The sequence below is a fragment of the Cytobacillus firmus genome (assembly GCF_023715565.1).
In the GTDB taxonomy this organism is placed as follows: domain Bacteria; phylum Bacillota; class Bacilli; order Bacillales; family Cytobacillaceae; genus Cytobacillus; species Cytobacillus firmus_C.
The window spans coordinates 1-21,769 of the sequence record NZ_JAMBOJ010000020.1; the positions used below are offsets into that span (position 1 = coordinate 1).

The 21,769-nt window shown below is 42.1% G+C and carries 21 protein-coding genes and 1 pseudogene; 18 read left to right on the top strand and 4 right to left on the bottom strand.

Annotated features, from left to right (window positions below):
- The first annotated feature begins 352 nt into the window (after nt 1-352).
- The 16 genes and pseudogenes from M3205_RS09825 (at nt 353) to M3205_RS09900 (ending at nt 15,542) form a co-directional block, all read left to right on the top strand.
- The gene (locus tag M3205_RS09825; protein WP_251169741.1) at nt 353-1,417 is read left to right on the top strand and encodes a M14 family zinc carboxypeptidase; all 1,065 of its coding nucleotides are present in this window, start codon (nt 353-355) and stop codon (nt 1,415-1,417) included.
- A gap of 282 nt (nt 1,418-1,699) precedes the next feature.
- Nucleotides 1,700-2,729 (top strand): annotated as a pseudogene (locus M3205_RS09830) (IS1595 family transposase).
- A 111-nt stretch (nt 2,730-2,840) separates the two neighbouring features.
- Nucleotides 2,841-3,695 (top strand): aminoglycoside adenylyltransferase domain-containing protein, encoded by an 855-nt coding sequence (locus M3205_RS09835; protein ID WP_251169742.1) that lies wholly within the window; start codon nt 2,841-2,843, stop codon nt 3,693-3,695.
- Between the two features lie 337 nt (nt 3,696-4,032).
- A complete protein-coding gene (locus M3205_RS09840) occupies nt 4,033-4,230 on the top strand; it encodes a helix-turn-helix transcriptional regulator (RefSeq protein WP_251169743.1) in 198 nt (65 codons plus the stop codon).
- Nucleotides 4,227-4,655 (top strand): hypothetical protein, encoded by a 429-nt coding sequence (locus tag M3205_RS09845; protein ID WP_251169744.1) that lies wholly within the window; start codon nt 4,227-4,229, stop codon nt 4,653-4,655. The genes M3205_RS09840 and M3205_RS09845 overlap by 4 nt, the downstream gene beginning before the upstream one ends.
- Before the next feature lie 679 nt (nt 4,656-5,334).
- A complete protein-coding gene (locus M3205_RS09850; protein ID WP_268891662.1) occupies nt 5,335-5,493 on the top strand; it encodes a YezD family protein in 159 nt (52 codons plus the stop codon).
- Between the two features lie 104 nt (nt 5,494-5,597).
- Complete coding sequence (locus tag M3205_RS09855) at nt 5,598-6,314, top strand: phosphoadenylyl-sulfate reductase (protein WP_251169745.1); 717 nt, start codon at nt 5,598-5,600, stop codon at nt 6,312-6,314.
- 15 nt (nt 6,315-6,329) lie between these two features.
- Nucleotides 6,330-7,394 carry an inorganic phosphate transporter gene (locus M3205_RS09860; protein ID WP_251169746.1) on the top strand — a complete coding sequence of 355 codons (1,065 nt, stop codon included), beginning with the start codon at nt 6,330-6,332 and terminating at the stop codon, nt 7,392-7,394.
- 26 nt (nt 7,395-7,420) lie between these two features.
- The gene (gene sat, locus M3205_RS09865; protein ID WP_251169747.1) at nt 7,421-8,566 is read left to right on the top strand and encodes a sulfate adenylyltransferase; all 1,146 of its coding nucleotides are present in this window, start codon (nt 7,421-7,423) and stop codon (nt 8,564-8,566) included.
- A gap of 12 nt (nt 8,567-8,578) precedes the next feature.
- Nucleotides 8,579-9,178, top strand: coding sequence for an adenylyl-sulfate kinase (cysC, locus tag M3205_RS09870; protein WP_251169748.1), 600 nt, complete (start codon nt 8,579-8,581; stop codon nt 9,176-9,178).
- Nucleotides 9,179-9,389: 211 nt separating this feature from the next.
- Entirely contained in the window at nt 9,390-10,166 is a 777-nt protein-coding gene (gene cobA / locus M3205_RS09875) for a uroporphyrinogen-III C-methyltransferase (protein WP_251169749.1), read from the top strand.
- A gap of 31 nt (nt 10,167-10,197) precedes the next feature.
- Nucleotides 10,198-10,950: a sirohydrochlorin chelatase gene (locus M3205_RS09880; RefSeq protein WP_251169750.1), complete on the top strand. Its 753-nt coding sequence runs from the start codon at nt 10,198-10,200 to the stop codon at nt 10,948-10,950.
- Nucleotides 10,931-11,539, top strand: coding sequence for a precorrin-2 dehydrogenase/sirohydrochlorin ferrochelatase family protein (locus M3205_RS09885; RefSeq protein ID WP_251169751.1), 609 nt, complete (start codon nt 10,931-10,933; stop codon nt 11,537-11,539). The genes M3205_RS09880 and M3205_RS09885 overlap by 20 nt, the downstream gene beginning before the upstream one ends.
- A 95-nt stretch (nt 11,540-11,634) precedes the next feature.
- Nucleotides 11,635-12,732 (top strand): CdaR family transcriptional regulator, encoded by a 1,098-nt coding sequence (locus M3205_RS09890; RefSeq protein ID WP_251169752.1) that lies wholly within the window; start codon nt 11,635-11,637, stop codon nt 12,730-12,732.
- 124 nt (nt 12,733-12,856) lie between these two features.
- Complete coding sequence (locus tag M3205_RS09895; RefSeq protein WP_251169753.1) at nt 12,857-14,131, top strand: GntP family permease; 1,275 nt, start codon at nt 12,857-12,859, stop codon at nt 14,129-14,131.
- Between the two features lie 268 nt (nt 14,132-14,399).
- Nucleotides 14,400-15,542, top strand: coding sequence for a glycerate kinase (locus tag M3205_RS09900; protein WP_251169754.1), 1,143 nt, complete (start codon nt 14,400-14,402; stop codon nt 15,540-15,542).
- Between the two features lie 94 nt (nt 15,543-15,636).
- Here M3205_RS09900 and M3205_RS09905 read toward each other — a convergent pair whose 3' ends face one another.
- A complete protein-coding gene (locus M3205_RS09905) occupies nt 15,637-16,659 on the bottom strand; it encodes a DUF1646 family protein (protein WP_251169755.1) in 1,023 nt (340 codons plus the stop codon).
- A 121-nt stretch (nt 16,660-16,780) separates the two neighbouring features.
- Nucleotides 16,781-16,945: a hypothetical protein gene (locus tag M3205_RS09910; RefSeq protein ID WP_251169756.1), complete on the bottom strand. Its 165-nt coding sequence runs from the start codon at nt 16,943-16,945 to the stop codon at nt 16,781-16,783.
- 249 nt (nt 16,946-17,194) lie between these two features.
- Here M3205_RS09910 and M3205_RS09915 point away from each other — a divergent pair, with 249 nt between their 5' ends.
- Both M3205_RS09915 and M3205_RS09920 read left to right on the top strand, forming a co-directional pair.
- Nucleotides 17,195-18,355: an MFS transporter gene (locus M3205_RS09915; protein WP_251169757.1), complete on the top strand. Its 1,161-nt coding sequence runs from the start codon at nt 17,195-17,197 to the stop codon at nt 18,353-18,355.
- A 207-nt stretch (nt 18,356-18,562) separates the two neighbouring features.
- Nucleotides 18,563-19,816, top strand: a complete 1,254-nt coding sequence (locus M3205_RS09920; protein ID WP_251169758.1) for a methyl-accepting chemotaxis protein — start codon at nt 18,563-18,565, stop codon at nt 19,814-19,816.
- Between the two features lie 278 nt (nt 19,817-20,094).
- Here M3205_RS09920 and M3205_RS09925 read toward each other — a convergent pair whose 3' ends face one another.
- Together M3205_RS09925 and M3205_RS09930 are read right to left on the bottom strand one after the other, a co-directional pair.
- Nucleotides 20,095-20,979 carry a hydroxymethylglutaryl-CoA lyase gene (locus M3205_RS09925; RefSeq protein ID WP_251169759.1) on the bottom strand — a complete coding sequence of 295 codons (885 nt, stop codon included), beginning with the start codon at nt 20,977-20,979 and terminating at the stop codon, nt 20,095-20,097.
- On the bottom strand, nt 20,976-21,647 hold the full coding sequence (locus M3205_RS09930; protein ID WP_251169760.1) for a GntR family transcriptional regulator: 672 nt from the start codon (nt 21,645-21,647) through the stop codon (nt 20,976-20,978). The genes M3205_RS09925 and M3205_RS09930 overlap by 4 nt, the downstream gene beginning before the upstream one ends.
- Nucleotides 21,648-21,769 lie beyond the last annotated feature (122 nt).

A 21,769-nucleotide genomic window follows, 5' to 3' on the forward strand; every position in this document is an offset into this window, starting at 1 on the left:
GAAATTCACTGCCAAAAAATAAGAATTTAAAGAATTAATACCCTGAAATAAGAGAAAGGTGAATTTGAGCGCACTCAAATTCACCTTTCTTACTATCTGAAGCTAGTTTTGTCCCAGCCCCTTTTTAGTTCTATGTGCACTTCAAAGTGAAGTCAATTTTTGAAACCGCTCCCAATTGGTAAAAATGGATTATTTTCACAGGTATCCAGCCTTGTAAACTACTCTATTAGTACTTATTTCGCTACACGAAATTTGTCTAAAGAATAGGCAGCATACTCTATTAACTCCCTGTAGCTTCTCTACTAGAATTAATAGTGCAAGATCATCTATCAATTTTGGGGGAATGAATTTCATGACATTAAAGAAAAAAGTTCTATCCGTTTCACTGACAGGTTTAATGGCATTTGGTGCTGTCACAGCAGTTGGCACGCCCGCAGGTGCAGTAGGAAATGGTCCGGGCACAGGTAATGGATCCATCCAGACTTCTATTCTGCATACCTATGCCAGTTTAACAGATTATTTAAAAAAACAGGATGCCAAGCAGGAAGCCATGCAGCTGGAAGTCATCGGCCAGACGGTAAAAGGCCGTGATATTCACATGGCAAAATACATATCCAACACTGAAAATCCAACTATTCTCTTTCTGACTCAGCAGCATGGAAATGAGCAGCTGACAACGGAAGGAGCCTTGGAGTTTATCAAACACCTTGGCACCGGCAAATCAAGCGGTGTTCTAAAAGATGTCAATATTCTCGTCATCCCAATGCTTAACGCAGATGGTGCCATGGGGGATGTGGACTTCTCACTTGATGATTACCTTGCAGATGGCGACCGCCATTTAACCCGCTATAATGCCAATCGTGTGGATTTGAATCGGGAACATGATAAAGACCCAAGCGAAATGGAGCCGGAAGCGCGTGCTCTCCATGTAAACGTGTTCCAAAAATATGATATCGATTACATGATTGATCTTCACCATCAGGGCACTTTAAGTGAAACAGAAGGAAAGCTTGTATCCGGAAGCATTCTTTATCCGACCAACAGCAATGTAAAGCCGGAGGTTCTTGAAAAATCCAAAAAGCTTGGATCCGTTGTGTTTAACACGCTTCACAATACAGGCTGGGGCCACATTGGCAAATATGTCGGCGGCACAGGTGAAAACATTGGCCGAAACGGTGCTGCAGTCCGCTACGACATTTCCACCCTTCTTTTTGAAATGCGCGGAATGTCCGACCACAACTACGAGCCATACGCGCTTGGACAAAAGAGCAACGGCTACCTTATCAAGCAGACAATCAATACACTTGATGCAACAGTAAGAGCAATTGCAGACGGTTCAATCAATTCTGCTGACACCAGCTTCTGGGATACCCTGCCTGAGCAGACAACAAGACAAAACGGAGAAAGTGACGAATAGAATCTCTGCATCCCCGGTAAAGCCGGGGGTGTTTTTTGTTGGGAAAACAGCTATGGGTTGATGTACTTTTCCGGATAAGGTAATAGCATTCAGTGATGACCTAAAGCATTTATATGATGAAACACGCCATTGAATTTACAAAAAGAGAATTAAAATGCCTCAAAGAACAGTATAGAACCCCCTTTTTAAGCAAGGCTATGTTAAAGGTTAATGTTGATTATTGATTACTATCAAAAAAAGTGGTTATAATAAGAACAAACATTCTTAATTAGAGGGTTCAAAATGAGTAAAGCGTTTAACAATTTATTAAAACATATCGATAAATTATCGCATACAGATAAAGAGCGTGTGTTTCAATGGGTAAAACGCTATGTTGAACCTTCCGCAACTATTGGTGGTCGCTTAATCGATGAAATGAGGGAAGTGCGTTTTAAAGAAGGTTTTGAATGCCCTCATTGCACTTCAGAACATATTAATCGATTCGGTAAAGTGAATGGTCGTCAACGCTATCGCTGCAAGGCTTGTCGTAAAACATTTATGGATACTACAAATACAATTCTTTATCGCACTCGCAAAGGTAATGAGTGGATTACTTTTGTTGAATGTATGTTTAAAGGATATTCCTTACGTAAATCAGCAGAAATTGTGGGCGTTACTTGGGTAACTTTATTCTATTGGAGACATAAGTTGTTATCGGCTCTTAAACAAATGGATTTTGAGCAATTTGTGGGTATCGTTGAAGTGGACGAGACTTATTTTTTGTATTCTCAAAAAGGGCAACGTGGGATTAGTGAACGGAAACCACGCAAGCGAGGTGGTAAATCTACACTTAGAGGGATAAGCAAGGAACAAGTCTGTGTTCTAGTTGCAAGAGACAGAGCTAAAGCAACCGTTTCGAAAGTGGCTTGTATGGGGCGTGTTGTCAAAACTAAAGTTGACGATATGATTGGCTCTAAACTAACACCAAATAATGTACTCGTAACAGACGCTTGGAGAGCCTATAAAACGTATGCGAATGAAAAAGGCTTAGAAACACTACCGCATTAAATCTGACGGTGGAAAGCACGTTATCAGAGGTTTATTTCATATTCAAAATGTAAATGGACTACATTCACGATTAAAAAATTGGATAAATCGTTTTAATGGGGTAGCTTCAAAATATCTTGATAATTACTTAGCTTGGTTCTTATTTGTAGATAGCCATAGTAATGAAAGTACAAAACACAATATCAAAGAATTTTTATTGACATCCTTTATATTTGAAATGACAGAAACCTATAAAAGTTTACGTTTGTCGAAATTCAATATGTAATACTCGTTTGACTTTTAGGGCTTTCATCCAAATGCGAGGACTTACAGCGTTAGACGAAATAAAGTTACCAAACATCGCTTTGGGAATGTTCTAGAAGTAATAAATTTATAAATGATACCTACAATATTGATAAAGGAAGATATGATGCTATCTAAAATTAATAATTTAAAAACAAGTTCATCAGATATAAAAGAATTTATTACTAACCTGCAAAAAAACATTTTAGAGATAGTTAATGAAGGTATAATTGGTATCTATATTCACGGTTCATTAGCGATGGGGGGATTTAATAAAAGGTGTAGTGATATTGATATCTTGGTCGTTACAAAAGAATCGCTTACAGTCGAAACTAAAAGAAAATTAGGAAAGCTCTTTTTAGGATGTTCTGGTTCTCCATTTCCTATTGAAATTAGTTTCCTTAATATTCAGCAGCTAAAAGGCTGGCAACTTCCTTGTCCATTTGATTTTCACTACAGTGAATTTTGGAGAGAACGATATACAACCGATTTATTGAATGGAACAAACAGATTTTTGAATGATCAAGTTAATACCGATGTAGATTTAGCAGCACATATAACTATCACAAACAAAAGAGGAATTTGTATATATGGTCAACCTATCAAAAGAGTTTTCCCATCAGTACCTTCCTCAGATTATCGAGCGTCAATTATGGCTGACTTTAAGGATTGTTTAGAGAATATTGAAGAGGACCCTATTTACTGCACCCTAAATTTAATTAGAGTTTATTGGTACTTAACAGAAGGCGTTATTTCTTCAAAGCAAGAAGCTGGTAACTGGGGGGTAACTACATTTCCGAAAGAGATGAAAAACACAGTAAAAAAAGTGATTGAATGTTATACATATGAAAACGATAGTTATGTTTTCGAGAAAGATGAACTTGTACTATTGAAAAATTATATTTCAAACAATGTAGAGAATTTATTACCTATCGAGGGTACGTCTTGATATCGAAGTCCCTTGTTCTATTGAAAAAACAATATTCTGATTTTATAGAAGTTTAACTAATATCTAAAATTCAATATATGAATCTATGCGAAATAACGTTCCCAAATGACACTTAGGGAATATTTTTCTTTAACAAGTGTAGAACCAAAAATTGTAGGTTTTTATACGCATATCACATTTAAAAGTCGAATCCCTGTACGTTGGGGAATCGACTTTTTTAATTTTTGTCTGTTGAGTTAACCTTCACATACATTGCCTATTCGTTACTTGACGAAAACAAAAATGTAATATATAGTTTACATAAAGTAATATATAAATTACTTAAAGGTGGTCTTTTATGGTTAATAAAGTGAAAATTGCTCGTATTGAAAAGGATTTGACCCAGGCACAACTTGCTCAAAAAATTGGGGTTACTCGTCAAACAATCGGATTAATTGAGAAAAACGAATATAACCCAAGTTTGCAGCTGTGTGTTGCAATTGCGAAAACGTTAGACAAAACTTTAAATGATTTATTTTGGGAGGATGAAAAATGAATATTTTAAATTTCTTCGGTCAGGATGAATTCAAGCAGCAACAAATAGCGAGGTTTATAGTTGAAGCTGCATTGCTACAATTTATAGTATCCTTTGTAATGATTGCTTTATATGTCTTTACATCCATTGAACCACTATTCCTAATGCTTATTCCATTTGCTTTGTTTTTATTTTACTGTATCATTCGCTATATGTTATCCGGAATTGAATTCGCTGATGTATTTACTGAACAAGAGTACAGCAAAATGAAAAAACGAAATTTAAAGTTCGCTATCTGGATTTTCTTTTTTAATGGTTTGGCATTTTTCTTTATCGAAAAATCCCTATTAGAAAGTTCATTATTCGGACTCATATCAGGTATTCTAATGTGGGGTATGAATACAATATCCTTAAAAAAATCGTATAAAAAAAATGAGCAATTGTGATAGTCATTTTTAACAAAGAATTATTCCCATATATACAATCCTATACAAAATAACGTTCCCAAATCAAAGTTTGGGTACAGTTTAAAAAGGCACAAACGTTGATTTACAGCGTTTCGTGCCTTTTCTTGTGAACATTTTTTATACTCTATTTTATACAGGTGGCTCAAATGGTTGAAGCGACTGTATTTGTGCTTATTAGAAGTGTTCTCTATCTTGCATAAAATCGTGTATAAATCTGATTCGCTAAATAACAACAATTAAATTTAACAGAGCTTTAAGCAAAAGAAGAAACATGCAGCATCAAAAGCAGGTAGACGCCAATTATCCAGAAAATCAAAACAAGCAGCCTTCACCCGCCAATTAACGCAACTCCCCCCTAGAAATCTCCTTCACTCCCAATCAAACCCCAATCACAAACAATAACCCACGATCCAGCATCAATAAGAAACCAGCTATTCTCAAAGACTCAAATACTAATTAAATATGAATATACAAACGAAAATCCGGTACACTTTTCTAACGGTTTTCAGTGAAGAAAAGCCCATTTATTAGATTTTTATAATTTTCTTTTAATAAGTTGTTGACAATTCCTATGTGTATGGTAGGATTAATCTCAACATCACATATTCAAACTAAAAAACGTATCCTTTCCTCAACAAAAAAAAGGAGGCGAGCCTCACTGAAACAGGCAGACTGGGAAGAGTTATCTGCTCATTTAAAGCAGATGCTTCAGAACATTAAATTCGGATCGATCACACTGGTCGTCCAGGATGGCAAGGTTATACAACTAGAGAAGAACGAAAAGGTTCGTCTTCAATCAAATAAGCGCGCTGACTAGAAAAACTAGAGGCGGTCTTTTCAACTGAAGGAATTTCTTCAGTCGGGAAGACTGCCTTTTTTGATTGAAAAGAACACACAGGAACATGAAAGGAGTACTGCAAGATGAGCACTGCAGTAACATATGAAAACTGGAAGCAAATCTCAGATTCGTTCCCATTTGATGACAAATTTAAAGGCGCGGGCAGCGTGTTGAAATGGGCTTATGAAAATTATCCTGAAGATAAAATAGTTTATGCGTCAAGTTTCGGAGCTGAGGCCATTGTGCTGATTGACCTCATTCACCAAATTAAGCCGGATGCCCATATTGTCTTCTTGGACACAGGGCTTCATTTTCCAGAAACCTATGAAGTGATTGATAAAATGGAAGCCCGCTTTCCAACTCTAAGGATTGAGCGGAAAGAACCGAAGCTGACCCTTGATCAGCAGGCTGCAGAATATGGTTCAGCCCTTTGGAAAAGAGAGCCGAATTCATGCTGCCAGATCCGTAAAGTGATTCCGTTAAGAGAAGCGTTAACACCAAAGCAGGCCTGGATCTCCGGGCTTCGCCGGGAGCAGTCTCCGACAAGAGCGAATACTCAATTCCTAAACAGGGATGAAAAATTCAAGAATATCAAAATCTGCCCGCTGATTCACTGGACATGGGATGAGGTTTGGGCTTACATCAAGGAAAAAGGCCTGCCGTACAACTCTCTGCATGACCATGGCTATCCAAGCATCGGCTGCTTCCCTTGTACACAGGCAGTCGGTGGAAATGGCGATTCCCGTGCGGGCCGTTGGTCAGGCACAGGCAAAACTGAATGCGGCCTCCATACGAGCTAAAAGGAGGATGATACCATGCTTACGATTATAGCGGTCACAGTCGGTTTATTTTTCGCCATGAATATCGGGGCAAGCGGAGCAGCAGCATCCATGGGAATTGCGTATGGCTCAGGTGTCCTTAAAAACCGCATGATAGCTCTTATTCTTTGCGGGTTGGCCGTTTTCTTCGGGGCATGGCTTGGCGGAGGAGAAGTGGTTAAAACGATGGGCAGCGGAATCGTTCCCAAAGAGACCTTCACAGTAGCCATAGCGCTTATTGTGATTGCCTCTGCCGCACTTTCACTTTTTCTGGCAAATATATTCGGCATCCCGCTGTCCACCAGTGAAGTGACGGTAGGTTCTGTTGTTGGTGCCGGAATCGTCTACCAATCTGTATTTGCCGGAAAGCTTATCTGGATCATGATGTTCTGGCTAATTACTCCCATTGCCGCTTTTCTAATTGCCATAGCGGCGGCCTCACTTTTAAAGAGAAGCTTTATACAGAACCTGATTAAAAAGCCTAAAGCTGCTCCGGTTTTAGCCATTCTAGTCGTCTTTATGGGCGTGTTTGAAGCCTTCTCTGCAGGCATGAACAATGTCGCAAATGCTGTCGGGCCGCTTGTTGGTGCAGGCATTATGAGCACAGGCAGCGGAATTTTCTGGGGCGGCCTGTTTGTCGCTTTAGGAGCTGTCCTCTTGGGAAAAAAAGTTCTAGAGACGAATGGCAAAAAGATTACCAAAATCCGTCTTGAAGAAGGATGCGTCATCTCAGGGACTGGAGCAGGTATTGTTACAATCGCTTCCGTCTTTGGAATCCCTGTCCCTTTAACACAAATTACCACATCGTCCATTATCGGCATTGGATTTGTAAAGCAGGGACGTTCAGTCTTCAAGAAGGATATTGTCCTACAGCTATTGGTCGTATGGGTAGTTTCACCAGTTTTATCGATGGTCTTATCCTATACGCTTATCCAACTGCTCATTGAACATAATGTATATCCGGTGATTGCGATGGCCGGTGTCCTTATCTCCGTTTTTGGAGTGAAATTCTTAATGAATCAGGCACCAGCCAATGTGAGCCCGATTACTGAAAAAAAGTAAAACTAAAAAAGAAAGGTTGATGTAAAATGGCTCTGCCGAAACCTCATGGAGGAAAATTAATTCAAAACTATAATCCTAATTATGATCTGACAGGAATTGAAAAAGAAATTTTAATAGACGCCATCGCATTGAGTGATCTGGAACTTATCGGTGTTGGCTTATTCAGTCCTCTTACAGGTTTCATCGGAAAAGCAGACTATGAATCTGTAGTTGAAAAAATGAGACTTGCAGATGGAACGGTTTGGTCCATTCCGGTTACACTTCCGGTATCAGTGGAAAAAGCCAATGAGCTTGCAGCCGGTGAAAAATTCAAGCTGGTTCACGAAGATGAAATATACGGAGTCATCGATGTATCAGAGTGGTATGAGCCCGACCTGGGTAAAGAGGCACGTGAAGTCTACAAAACGGAGGAACTTGCACATCCAGGCGTAAAAAGGCTTTTTGAACGCGGTCCGGTTTATGTTGCCGGTGAGGTAACCCTGATTAAAAAACCTAGTAAAGGTGTCGCAGAAGATGTTTGGTTTGAGCCCAAAGATACACGTGCACTTTTTGAAGAAAAAGGCTGGAAAACGGTTGTTGGCTTCCAGACAAGAAACCCTGTGCACCGGGCACACGAGTACATTCAGAAAGCAGCTTTGGAAACAGTGGATGGATTGTTTTTGAATCCGCTAGTGGGTGAAACAAAGTCAGATGACATCCCTGCAGACGTCCGACTTAGAAGCTATCGAGTTCTACTTGAAAATTACTACCCAAAAGAGCGCACACAGCTTGCTGTTTATCCAGCAGCTATGAGATATGCGGGACCGCGTGAAGCGATCTTCCATGCCATTGCAAGGAAAAACTTTGGCTGCACTCACTTCATCGTCGGAAGAGATCATGCCGGTGTCGGCAATTATTATGGCACATACGATGCACAGCATATTTTCAGCAACTTTACAGAAGAAGAGCTTGGCATCAAGCCGCTGTTCTTTGAGCACAGCTTTTACTGCAATAAGTGCGAAGGCATGGCATCTGATAAAACCTGCCCTCACAGCAAGGAAGACCGCGTCATCCTATCCGGCACTAAAGTAAGGGAAATGCTCCGCAACGGGGAGCTGCCGCCTTCCACCTTCAGCCGCAAAGAGGTTGTCGAAGTGTTAATTGAAGGCATGAGAGAAAAAGAAACGGTATAAGGGGCGGTTAAAATGACGAAAGCAACGAACATCACCTGGCATGATGCCGCGATTACAAAAGAAGACAGACGGGCACAGAACGGTCATGGAAGTGTGGTCCTCTGGTTCACCGGCCTTTCAGGATCAGGCAAATCAACGATTGCAAATGCTGTATCCCATGAGCTTTTCCGCCAGGGCATCAATGAATATGTCCTCGACGGCGACAATGTGAGACACGGCTTAAATAAAGACCTTGGCTTTTCAGAGGTCGACAGAAATGAAAATATCAGGCGCATTGGGGAAGTCGCGAAGCTGTTTGTGGACAGCGGCAAGATCGTCACAACTGCCTTTATCTCTCCATTCCGTTCGGACAGAGAAACAGTCAGGGCGCTTTTTGAAGAAGGGGAATTTATCGAAGTCTTCATCGACTGTCCTCTCGAAGAATGCGAACGCCGGGATCCAAAACAGTTATATGCCAAGGCAAGACGAGGGGAGATTAAGGACTTTACAGGAATTGATTCTCCTTATGAAGCACCAGAACAGCCTGAAATTACAGTCCGATCTGACCAGTACACAGTAGAAGAAGCAGTCGGGCAGATATTAACACATTTGCGAAGAAAAAATATTTTATAAAGTGAAACTTCAATCAATCGGTGTTTTTCCTGTTGATTGACAGTGCGATAAAAACCGGGAGTCTCTTTCTATAGGAGACTCCTTTTCTGAAAAAATAATTCCTACTATTTCACCCCGAAAAATGGTATTATAGAAAACATCAGATTATCAGCTTAGGAAAAGCGTTAAAGTGCATATATTATAAGACATTACAGAAAGGGCGGGCATGAGAATGACAGGAAAAGTGTATTTGGTAGGTGCCGGACCGGGAGACCCGGACCTGATGACTGTTAAAGGAATGCGATGCCTTCAGGAGGCAGATGTTGTTCTGTATGATCGCCTCGTAAATCGTGAACTATTAAACTATGCGAAAAAAGAAGCCCAGCTCGTATATTGCGGCAAGCTTCCCAATCATCACATCATGAAGCAGGAAACGATCAATCATCTTCTTGTCAAATATGCCAAAAAGGGGCTGCAGGTTTGCCGGCTAAAAGGCGGAGATCCGTTTGTTTTCGGCAGGGGCGGGGAAGAGGCAGAAGAATGTGCCAATCATGATGTGCCATTTGAAATTGTGCCTGGCGTCACTGCAGGAATTGCTGCATCTGCTTATGCAGGGATACCGGTCACACACCGAACCTTAAGCAAAAGTTTCGCTTTTGTCACAGGTCATCAGGCCGGAAACGAGGAGGCCGAGCACCAGTGGGCCCATCTGGCTCATGCTGTAGATACGATTTGCGTATATATGGGAGTTTCCCATTTGCCTAATATTGTAGAAAATCTTATTCAAAACGGGAAATCACCTCAGACGCCAATAGCCCTCGTGCATTGGGGAACTCTTTCAGATCAGAGGACCGTTACAGGCACCCTTGCTACGATTGAGAACAAAGTGAAAGAATCAAACATCACGAATCCAAGCATGATTGTCATTGGAGATGTTGTCGCCATGCACCATAAGATCAATTGGTTTGAAGAGGAAATTGTGCCGCATCTGCCTGCTGTCCAAGGATAGGCTTTGGTTTGATAGAAGAGGAGGGAGCCATATGAAAGCAGTCCTATACATCGGTCATGGCACACGTTCAAAAAAAGGGGCTGCCCAAGCCAGCCTTTTTATCGGGAGTGTTATGAAAAAAGTCAACGCACCTATACAAAAGCTCTGTTTCCTTGAATTAACAGAACCGGACATCAAGTCAGGCTTTGATTATTGTGTCCGGGAAGGAGCCACAGAAATTACCGTTGTGCCATTATTTTTACTTGCAGCCGGGCATATCAATGAGGATATTCCTGAAGCACTTGCCCCGCTTATCAAAAATAATCCCGGCATCACTGTAAAAATGGCAGATCCATTCGGCGTACAGAACAGTATTCTTGATGCCATTTCTGAGCTGGTTACAGCAGAAGCCCGGCCAATCAGCATGGATGATTCTATTTTAATCGTAGGAAGAGGCAGCAGTGACCCTTCTATCCTCAAAGCTTTTGAATCTATTAAAAAGGGTATCAGTCAGCGCCTTGGCGTGAAAAACGTGCAGGTCTGCTATTTGGCGGCAGCTGCCCCGCCTTTTAAGAAGGGGCTAGATTCCATATGCCAGCAGGCAAGCGGCAATGTAATTGTTATCCCTTATTTATTATTTTCAGGCCTTCTGTTAAGTGAGGTCACAAGAGAGGTAAATAAGAAAGGCAAAGCAGGCTGGTCCATGATTTTGACTGATACATTAGGAAAACATGAGGTAATACAAAATCTGGTCGCTGAAAAAGCGAATGGAGAGGTGAAAGTAAATGCAGCCGTTATTCATTGATTTAACAGGCAAAAAAGTCGTCATTGCCGGCGGCGGCAGAATTGCATTTCGAAAAGCGAGAACACTTGAAGCTGAATGTGCTCAGATCACATTTGTTTCTCTTGATTTTTCAGAAGACCTAATCCGTTTAGCTCAAGAAAAAGGATATGAACTCATTCAGCGAAAAGCGAAGCCTGCAGATTTTAAGGATGCTTTTTTATCCATACTGGCCACAAATGACCGTGAAGCTAACCATGCTTTGACTCAATCGCTGGATTCAGGACAGCTTGTCTGTGTTGTCGATGAAGCTGGTGAAGGGAATGTGGTTTTTCCGGCAGCTGTAAGGCGCGGTCCGCTGCAGATTGCCATCACCTCTAATGGTGCGAGTCCAAAGCTGACCCGGATGCTAAAAAAACAGCTTGATGAACAATTTGATGAAAGCTGGACCGCTTATTCAGAATTTCTGGGAAAATGCCGCGATTATATTAAAAAGCTCTCTATTCCATCTTCAGAAAAAAACAGCCTGCTTGCCGAACTTTTAGATGACCGTTATCGCCTTTCAGAGGATGAGAGAGACCACAAATGGTCATATCTGCAATCCTTATCATAAACAGCCGTGTTATTCACACACGGTTGTTTTTTTGTTTATTGTGCAAATTCACTATGGTACATTGTTAGTAATGAATCAGGAAGGCGGCGTGAAATGTGAATTTTTTGTCCTATGAACTCGCTCAGGAAATAGTGGAGCGCACGATGAAAATTCTTAATAAAAACATTAATGTTATGAATGAGGATGGCATTATTATCGGTTCAGGTGAAAAGGAAAGGATCAATCAGGTTCATGATGGCGCTTTGCTGGTCCTGAAAAAAGGCGAAAGCGTGGAAATTGATGAGAAAAGTGCTGCTGTACTGAATGGAGCTAAACCCGGGATCAATCTGCCCATCCAGTTTAATAAACAAATTATCGGTGTAGTCGGCATCACGGGGGAACCAGAGCAAATCCGGAATTATGCCGAACTGGTTAAAATGGCAGCAGAACTTGTTCTGGAACAGTCCTTTTTACTGGAAAGAACACAGTGGAAGCAGCGGCTTCAGGGCGAAATTGTAAACCTGCTTATTTCTGAGGAATCCATAAATGAATCCTGGTTAGAGGAAAGGGCCGGTTTTTTGGGATACGACCTTAAGATCCCACGTACCGCCATTGTACTGAAGCTGCCGGAAGAACTGGGAAACAAGTATCAAAAGCTTATCAATACTATTCATTTTGAGTTGGGAAACCAGGATTTAACAGGGGTAACGTTCAATGACGAAATTGTAATTTTAAAAGCAGGGGGGCGCTCTGAACTGATTTCTTCTATAAAGAGGATTGCCAGCCTGTCAAAAAGGAAAGCGGTTATTGGAATTGGGAGCACTTCTGAAAACTCTAACGGATTGAAAACCTCTTTTCGGCATGCACGTCAGCTTGCATTAATTGGACCTGATATTCAGCCTGGCGTAGACTATTACAGCTATGATGAATACTGGCTCGAAGCCGAGATATCCACGCTCTCTTTGAAGGAAACTAACACCCTGTCATTCTATGACCGGCTCATGAAGCAGGACAAAAAAGGGGAATTGGCCCAAACTCTTGATGTTTTCTTAAAAGAAGGCGGGGATCTTGGGAAAATCGCAGAACGATTATTTGTCCACCGCAACACGCTGAGATACCGCCTGGATAAGATAACCGAATTAACTGGTAAAGACCCGAGGAATGTAAAGATGATGCTTGAATTATATGTTGCCAAATTAATTAAAAGGCATTAGTGATTGTGCATTTGCACAATAAATATAAAATTCTGACCGTTTATTTTCATCAGCATTCCCAATGATCCAAACCTCGCAAACGCTTACAATAAATACATAAGCAAACATCACGGGAGGACTCATAATGGATGTAACTGTAAGCGCTTTAGGAGCTGTAACTGCATTAGTTATTGCCATACTATTAATCTTAAAAAAAGTTCCGCCTGCGTATGGAATGGTCGCAGGTGCTTTAATAGGCGGCTTAGTCGGCGGAGCGGATATCACGAACACGGTTAATTTAATGATGGAAGGTGCCAAGGATATCATACCGGCTGTGCTCAGAATCCTTGCTGCCGGGATATTAGCCGGTGTCCTGATTGAATCAGGCGCCGCTTCCTCCATTGCCGAAACCATAGTAAAAAAATTCGGAGAAACCCGGGCGCTTCTAGCTTTGGCGGTGGCTACAATGATCCTGACAACAGTCGGTGTATTTGTTGATGTAGCCGTCATCACAGTATCACCAATTGCCCTGGCAATTGCCAAAAGAGCGAAACTGTCCAAAACAGCGATTTTACTGGCGATGATTGGCGGAGGGAAAGCAGGAAACATCATGTCCCCAAATCCCAATGCCATTGCTGCTTCAGATGCTTTTGGGGTTCCCCTTACATCGGTTATGGCCGCTGGAATCATCCCGGCTATCTTTGGGCTGGCTGTCACCTATGTCCTTGCTAAAAAATTGGTGAATAAAGGTTCTGCAATTTCAGATGGTGAAGTTGAAGTGGACGGCCATACAAAGCTGCCAATATTTTTTAGAGCGATGATTGCGCCGCTAGTCACCATTATATTATTGGCGCTTCGTCCACTATTTGAAATTAATATTGATCCAATGGTAGCACTTCCAGTTGGGGGAATCATCGGGGCGATTGCGATGAATAAGACGAGGAAAATTAATGAATACGCTATATCCGGCTTAAATAAAATGTCAGGTGTCGCCATTATGCTTCTAGGGACAGGGACCCTCGCTGGAATCATCGCAAACTCAAGCTTAAAAGATGTAATTATTAATGCATTAACATCCTCAGGTCTACCAGCATATCTGCTGGCGCCGGTTTCAGGTATTTTCATGTCTGCTGCAACAGCATCCACAACAGCCGGGACCGCCGTCGCAAGCGGGGTCTTCGGCAGCACGATACTTGGATTGGGCATCTCAGCTTTGGCTGGTGCCGCCATGATACACGCAGGGGCAACCGTACTCGACCATCTGCCGCACGGAAGCTTTTTCCATGCGACCGCAGGAAGTGTGAATATGGATATGAAAGAACGCTTAAAGCTAATGCCATATGAGTCGCTTATTGGTCTCACACTTGCTGTAATTTCAACTTTGATATTTGGGGTTTTTCAGATATTGGCTAATACATGATAGATAGGGTGATGTCTGGCAAAAACGGATTTATCAGACATCGCCTGAATGCCCCTAATCAGACCATGTGTAATTAAGCTGGGTAACGGAAAGATAGACACCTATCTCTGATTGGGCGAAAGAGAAAACAACCTGCGTTTAAATACCAGATAGATACCTCTTATTGAGGAAAAAGCCAAAATAACCAGCGTCAAAGTCAATAAGACACCACTCATTCAAAGAATGAATTACAAATCACCATAAAAACAAATTAGGGGAGAGGTCAAGCATGAAAATCGTCATCGCGCCAGATTCATTTAAAGAGAGTTTATCGGCACTTGAGGCAGCGAACGCCATTGAGCGAGGGGTTAAATCGATATTCCCTAATGCAAAATATAAAAGAATGCCGATGGCTGACGGAGGCGAGGGAACGGTCCAATCGCTGGTAGACGCCACAAACGGAAGAGTGATTGAGCGTACTGTTACGGGTCCGCTTGGAGAACCGGTACAGGCTTTCTTCGGCCTGATGGGGGATGGAAAGACAGCTGTCATTGAGATGGCCGCTGCATCCGGCCTGCATCTTGTCCCGCCAGAAAAACGGAACCCGTTACACACATCAACGAGGGGAACAGGTGAATTAATCGCTGCAGCAATGGATACAGGAGTCAAGCATATCATTATTGGAATTGGCGGAAGTGCCACAAATGATGCCGGAGCTGGGATGATTCAGGCATTAGGGGGAAAGCTTCTTGACAAAACTGGCACCGAAATCGGCCCGGGCGGTGGATCACTTGCTGAGCTTTCATCCATCGACATGTCAAATCTCGATTCAAGGCTTCGCGGCGTTCATATTGAAGTGGCCTGTGACGTTGATAACCCATTAACTGGTCCAAGAGGTGCCTCCGCTATCTTTGGTCCGCAAAAAGGGGCCACCCCTGAGATGGTAGGACTGCTGGATCGGAATCTGAGCCATTTTGCAGATGTGGTTGAACACGAACTTGGCAAAGCGTTCCGTGAAATTGAGGGGGCAGGCGCTGCCGGAGGGATCGGCGGAAGTCTGCTGGCATTCTTGAATGCTGATTTAAAAAGAGGAATTGATATCGTCCTTGAAGCGGTTAACTTTGAGGATGAAGTAAAAGATGCCGATCTTGTCATAACTGGCGAAGGAAGAATTGACAGCCAGACGATTTTTGGGAAAACGCCGATTGGGGTGGCAAAAGTGGCCAAGAAACATGGAATACCTGTCATGGGTCTTGCAGGTTCCTTATCAGACGACAGCCATATCGTGCATGAACATGGAATCGATGCACTTTTCAGTATTGTTCCAGGCGTTATTTCGCTGCCGGATGCCTTTAAGGAAGCAGAAGTGTATATGGAGAGAACAGCGAGGAACGTAGCTGCCATTATAAGAATGAATAAGAATATGAAATGAGAAGCTGGTGAATGCAGCTTCTTTTTTTAGTATATTATAATTATATTATGTAAACAATTCAATCTAAACAAAAAAGGACTGCAAGCAGCCCTCATCAATTACCAGTAAATATAATAAACAAAAAATATCCCATCATAGTGACCAGACCAAATGGAACCCCGAATACTGCCCATTCTTTACTCGTAATCTGCAGTTTCCCAGCAGCAATGATATTGGGAATATTCCCGGGGATCAGCATTCCGCCGCTGATCAGGAGACCAAGGAGAATCGATTCCACCGTAAAATGATCCATCGATGGACTGATTTCAGCAGCGGCAAGCGTTGCGTTGTCCAGTACAGCTGAAATCATATTAATCCAATAGAGCAGAAGTGGATTCATACCGATTAGAAAGTGGTTGATCAGCGGTTCAAAACCGGCACCAAGCATTGTAAGACCCATGACAAAGAAATAAATCTTCAAAGCTCTGACAACAATTTCTTCATAGCTTTCACTGGCGGGCTTCTTGCTAAAGGACACTTTACCAGAACCAGGCGGCTTCACTGCTAATGCTCCCATTACTCCGAAAAATATGAGAGCAATCAGGATTTGCGGTCCCACTAATTCAATTAAAAAGAAAAAGTCTTCCTTCATTTTACTGATGGCAATGGTGGAAAGAGGTTCGCCAATTGGCGTCAATGCAGCGCCAAGGCCAATCGAAAAGCAGGCGAGTATCGTCAGCCTTACTTCAGATCCCCTGTCCAGCTTTAGGGCACTGATAATTAGCACAAGCACTAATGCAGCGATAATCGCAGTAATGACACTTGAAATCAATCCAAGTAAAATGACAATCATAGCTGCAAACATTCGAAAAGGCATGCGCCTGCTTACTGAAAGGATGCTTTTTTCCAGATTTGACTGAAACCATTTAAACAAGAGGCCCGCAATGAACACCGCAAGCGTAATTTTCACTGGCTCCTTTGCCGCTTGTACAAAAAGAGAGCTGTTCAGAACTCCGCTTGCAAGTGCTGCTGAAAGCCCCATTACAAATAAAAACATCTCCAGATTTTTTTCGACAAACTCAGAAAGAAAAGGCATGACAAGAACAATAATGAAAATAACCACTAATAAATAAATCATGAATCCTTCTCCATTAGGTTATTTTCCATGCTTATACACAAGGAATATTACATGCATATGCGTTTCCTTGGACAAACTTTCCATAAAAAATCCCTGCTATGAGACCCGCAGGGATAATCTATTAATTATAGTCGTTTAATACCGTTCCAGTCAGATCGAATTCAGGTTCCATGTTTTTGATGGCATTTGTGTCAATAGGAGTTGTACCGGCAGGCTGTATTTCTTCAATCACAGGTGGTGTCAGCGGGGATAAACTATGCCCTTTTTTTGCTTGATTGTCCAACAAATGAATCAACTCCTTTACAGTTTTTGTTAATTAAATTCCTATTTTACTGTTATATTCAAACATGTAATTTTTGGAAGTTGTCTCAGGGAGGTATTTATATTTTTCCCCAAAAAATTATTTTTATTAACCAAATAGCATTTATTGTTTTTAGACTATTCAATCCTTTGAGCATACATGTTCAGGTATGTTAAGATGTTATTTTATTGAAAAATCAACATAATCGCTAGGATAATAGGAAGGAAGTTCAGCTTGGATAAACGCATCTATTTATTGGCAATCATATCATTTGTTGTTGGAATGGTGGAATTGATTATAGGAGGGCTATTGGATCTTGTTGCTTCAGATCTGGGTGTAAGCCTCGGGCAGGCAGGCCTGTTAATCACAGTATTTTCACTTGCCTTTGCCATCGCAGCGCCTGTCCTGCTCACAATGACGGTTAAAATGGAACGCAGCCTTTTAATGATGATATCCTTGGCTGTATTTTTAGCAGGGAACATTGTGGCTGTATTCAGCCCGTTTTATGGTGTCTTATTAGTCGGCCGAATACTTTCGGCAGTAAGCGGCTCACTGCTCATAGCCTTGTGCATGACAATGGCATCATACATCGTCTCAGAGGAATATCGCGCACGTGCAATCGGAATCGTGTTTATGGGAATCAGTGCATCTCTTGTACTGGGTGTTCCCATTGGATTAATGCTTGGAAATGCTTTCGGCTGGCGGGCTCCATTTGTACTGATTTCAGCACTTACACTCTTATCAATGGCCGGAGTATACTTCTTCCTTGGAAAGGTTGCTCCAAAGCCGGCTGTGCCGATTAGCGTACAGCTTAAAACGCTGAAAAGCAGGAAAATAGCGCTGATACAAATAACATATTTTTTATTGATGACCGGCCATTTGGCTTTTTACGGATACCTGACACCTTTCTTGAAGATTAAGATGGGGCTTGATGGAAACTGGGTCAGTATCGTGTACCTGATATTCGGGATCGCCGCAGTCATCGGAGGGGGCCTGGGTGGTCACCTGGCAGATCGATTTAATGCAAAATCAGTCATTCTAACGCTGGTTGTCATGTTTGGAATTACACTTTTTGCATTGCCTTTTGCCGCTTTTTCCCTGCCGGTTTTCCTTGTCACAGTAGTTATTTGGAGCATGCTCAGCTGGGCGGTCACACCCGCTATACACAGCTACTTGATTGAAGTAACCCCGGAAACTTCTGATATACAGCAGACATTGAACAACTCAGCAGTTCACATGGGAATGGCATTTGGCAGCATGATCGGCGGAATCATGATTGAGACAACATCCGTTGAATACAATGCAGCTGCAGGAAGTATTTTTATAATTATTGCTCTTGGTACAGCAGCTCTTTCCATGGCGAAAAAAGAGACAAGGACTGCTGCCGCAGAATAATTCTGATGAATGCCGGCTTCTTTTTGAGGCTGGTATTTTTTTAGCGGCAAGTGACGAACTATTTCAATTATTAAAAATATTTTCACAAAATATATTGATATATTTTCCTTTTATCAACTATAATCAAATTATCTATTGGTATAACACGGGATTATAGGAGAAATATGGAATTTGTTTTTGTGAAATAATAATAAAGGAGTCTGTTTGATGAGCCAGCTTAGCTATATTCTCCGCACTTTATTCGTCATTATTCCTGCTGTATTGATCATCAGCATTGCTGTATGTGTTGGTAATGGGCTTGAAGGAAGTGCCTTTTGGATGACGATCGGGTTTGTTTTTATTCTTGGAACACTAGCGGGAATGTTATCCGCATTTATGAATTACCGCAAGTTTATTGCACCTATCAGTAAAATTAATGCCTACATTGAAGAACTAGCAGAAGGAAATATGTCCAAAAGACTGGACGAGAAGTCAGTTGGCCAACTTGGTTCCATTGCTTCTGCATTGAATCATACTGCCTCAGCCTGGCAGATGGTGCTCAATAAAGTGGTACTGGCTTCGGACGAAGTCACACAATATGCCCAGCAGTTATCATCCGGCGCTCAGCAAACAAATATGGCCACAAGCCACATTGCTGAGGTGATTGAAGAGATTGCTGCAGGGGCAGACAACCAGGTCAACGGAGTCGGGTCAGCTTCCCATGTCATTTTGCAGATGTCTGAAACACTGACACAGGTAGCGGCAAATTCTGAACAGGTGACAGAGCAAATCAATGATTCCCTGGAAAAAGCAAATCATGGCGATTCAGCCATTTCAACAGCAGGCTGCCAGATGAATTCCATTCACGTAAATGTACAGGACTTATCGAAGGTGGTAAAAGGCCTTGGACAGCGTTCACAGGAGATTGGAAAGATTATCGAAGTGATCACAGGTATTGCCGCTCAAACGAACCTTCTGGCATTGAATGCTGCCATTGAAGCAGCTCGAGCAGGAGAACAAGGCAAAGGTTTTGCAGTTGTAGCGAACGAGGTAAGAAATCTAGCTGAAAAATCGGCGGAATCCACTCTCCAAATCAGCCAGCTGATCTCAAAGATCCAGGAAGAAACCCATCAGGTTGTTCAAACCATGGATACGGTCAATCATGAAGTAACAGAAGGCATGGAAGTCATGAAGGGTGCAGGAGATTCCTTCAAGCAAATCAGGCAGTCTGTCAGCATGGTGACCAATCAAATGCAGGAGGTCTCCTCGGCCATTCAGCAAATGTCTGCCGGTTCACGGCAAATGGTCCAGTCCATGGATGAGATCACCCATGTGGCAAATGAATCCGCCATGGCTACACAAAGTGTTCTGGCATCAACTGAAGAACAAGCTGCATCCATGGAGGAAATATCTCTTTCCGCAGACCATCTTACGGGCATGGCGGAAGATTTGAAAGAGTTGATCAGCAGGTTTAGGTTGTAGAGCTCAGTTTTAAAACCTGGTTTTTATAATGAAGGCTGTTTTCGCAGGGTAAATTGCTTTTAATCTGAGTTGATTGCAGGAGAAATCTACCAGCCAACAGACAACATTTATAAACAAAGAAGATACAAACCAAAACAGTGCTGCAGATGCGGACGGTTTGTCACTAACCTAAAATTCATAAAAATTCAAATCTACATAGCTGAAAATTAAAACACCATACTGGCAAACCTAAAATTCAGCAAATAAAAAAGCCATCCCACAGATGGCTTTCTCCGTAATTAAGCTATTCCCGCTTTCATTAACATCCCATCAAGCGGCCGTTCCATCACTGTTTCCATCCACCTGGCTGTTTCGAGGACGGAAGGAAGATCTGTCCCGGTATCCACACCCATCTCATGGAACATATTGATCATATCTTCTGTACAAACATTTCCAACTGCCTTTGGTGCGAATGGACATCCGCCAAGTCCGGCAATGGAGGAATCAAAGCGGCGTACACCTGCCTGATATCCAGCCAATACATTTGCCAATCCCAATCCCCGTGTATTATGGAAGTGAAGACCAAGTGAAAGATCTCCACCAAACGCAGAAAAAAATGAATCTGCAAGCTTTTTAACCTGTATAGGATTCGCCATGCCCGTTGTATCTGCCAGGGTGATCTCTGTACAGCCGGCTTCCATAAATCTCTCTGCGGTTTTCAATACGTTATCTAATGGAACTTCTCCTTCAAAGGGACATCCGAATGAGGTCCCTAATACTCCTGCCACACCTTTGCCGGCAGCGGCGCCTTCTTTTATGACCACACAAAGCTCTTCTACTGCCTGCTCGACAGTCCTTTTTACATTGCGTAAATTGAACGAATCACTTGTAGTGGTTACCACATGAAGAAAGTTCACTTCTGTCTTAAGGGCACGTTCCAGCCCGGAACGGCTTAAAACGAGGCCGCCATAACGGACCCCCTCTCTTTTAGGCAGTGATTTCAGGACGTCTTCTGCATCTGCCATCTGGGGAACAACCTTCGGATTGACAAAAGAAACAACTTCAATATTGCGAATGCCGGAATCAATTAACTTTGTAATCAATTCAACTTTTGAACTGGTTGAGACTCTTTTGCACTCATTCTGCAGCCCATCCCGGGGGCCGACTTCACAAATTTGGATCATTTTTCTTCCTCCTTCAGCAGATGAATATTTTTGATTTGCTCCAAATGCTTCAATACATGATCACGGCCCTGATAGATATGTTCGTGCATTCCAATGCGGGCACGTTCCGGTTCCCGATTTTTAATCGCTTCCAGGATGGTTTTATGCACCTCAAGTGATTGCTTAAGCTGAAAGCTGTTATACCAATAGAAGGACCGGAACACGATTGGAACAACAACAACCTTAGAAATGTGGAAATGTATATGCTCATTTTTGGAAGCCGTGACTATGGCTTCGTGGAATTTCTGGTTTACTCTAACAATATCTTTCAGACTATCCATATCGGATTCCACATGCTGGTTAATAGCTTCTTCATATAAAATATTGGCTTTCTCCATTTCCACTAGATCATTTTCTGTCCGGTGTATGGCAGCCTGACTGGCAGCGTACCCTTCAAGCAGAGTGCGCAGGTCATAGATTTGCCTTATATCATCCTTTGTAAAATGTCTTACGCTGACCCCGCGCTTTAGAGGGATGACCAGACCTTCAGCTTCAAGCTGTCTAATGGCCTCTCTAATAGGAGTGCGACTAAGGTTCATTTCCTTGGCCAATGACTCTTCAGCAAGACGCATGCCTGGGACAAATTTCCCTTCGATAATGGCATCCTTAATAAATTCGTATGCATCCATATCAACACCTCAGATTCATTGTATACAAACAGATAAATTATTACAACAAATATTCTGAAAACTTCCGGTTAAACGTATTAAATAAAGGCTTTTTTACTAAATTCAGAAAAATTTTAAAATTC

Excerpts from the sequence above, each read along its gene's own strand:
- M3205_RS09825 (WP_251169741.1), top strand. The coding sequence starts at position 353 with ATGACATTAAAGAAAAAAGTTCTATCCGTTTCACTGACAGGTTTAATG.
- M3205_RS09835 (WP_251169742.1), top strand. The coding sequence starts at position 2,841 with ATGATACCTACAATATTGATAAAGGAAGATATGATGCTATCTAAAATT.
- M3205_RS09840 (WP_251169743.1), top strand. The coding sequence starts at position 4,033 with ATGGTTAATAAAGTGAAAATTGCTCGTATTGAAAAGGATTTGACCCAG.
- M3205_RS09845 (WP_251169744.1), top strand. The coding sequence starts at position 4,227 with ATGAATATTTTAAATTTCTTCGGTCAGGATGAATTCAAGCAGCAACAA.
- M3205_RS09855 (WP_251169745.1), top strand. The coding sequence starts at position 5,598 with ATGAGCACTGCAGTAACATATGAAAACTGGAAGCAAATCTCAGATTCG.
- M3205_RS09860 (WP_251169746.1), top strand. The coding sequence starts at position 6,330 with ATGCTTACGATTATAGCGGTCACAGTCGGTTTATTTTTCGCCATGAAT.
- sat (WP_251169747.1), top strand. The coding sequence starts at position 7,421 with ATGGCTCTGCCGAAACCTCATGGAGGAAAATTAATTCAAAACTATAAT.
- cysC (WP_251169748.1), top strand. The coding sequence starts at position 8,579 with ATGACGAAAGCAACGAACATCACCTGGCATGATGCCGCGATTACAAAA.
- cobA (WP_251169749.1), top strand. The coding sequence starts at position 9,390 with ATGACAGGAAAAGTGTATTTGGTAGGTGCCGGACCGGGAGACCCGGAC.
- M3205_RS09880 (WP_251169750.1), top strand. The coding sequence starts at position 10,198 with ATGAAAGCAGTCCTATACATCGGTCATGGCACACGTTCAAAAAAAGGG.
- M3205_RS09885 (WP_251169751.1), top strand. The coding sequence starts at position 10,931 with ATGCAGCCGTTATTCATTGATTTAACAGGCAAAAAAGTCGTCATTGCC.
- M3205_RS09895 (WP_251169753.1), top strand. The coding sequence starts at position 12,857 with ATGGATGTAACTGTAAGCGCTTTAGGAGCTGTAACTGCATTAGTTATT.
- M3205_RS09900 (WP_251169754.1), top strand. The coding sequence starts at position 14,400 with ATGAAAATCGTCATCGCGCCAGATTCATTTAAAGAGAGTTTATCGGCA.
- M3205_RS09905 (WP_251169755.1), bottom strand. The coding sequence starts at position 16,659 with ATGATTTATTTATTAGTGGTTATTTTCATTATTGTTCTTGTCATGCCT.
- M3205_RS09920 (WP_251169758.1), top strand. The coding sequence starts at position 18,563 with ATGAGCCAGCTTAGCTATATTCTCCGCACTTTATTCGTCATTATTCCT.
- M3205_RS09925 (WP_251169759.1), bottom strand. The coding sequence starts at position 20,979 with ATGATCCAAATTTGTGAAGTCGGCCCCCGGGATGGGCTGCAGAATGAG.
- M3205_RS09930 (WP_251169760.1), bottom strand. The coding sequence starts at position 21,647 with ATGGATGCATACGAATTTATTAAGGATGCCATTATCGAAGGGAAATTT.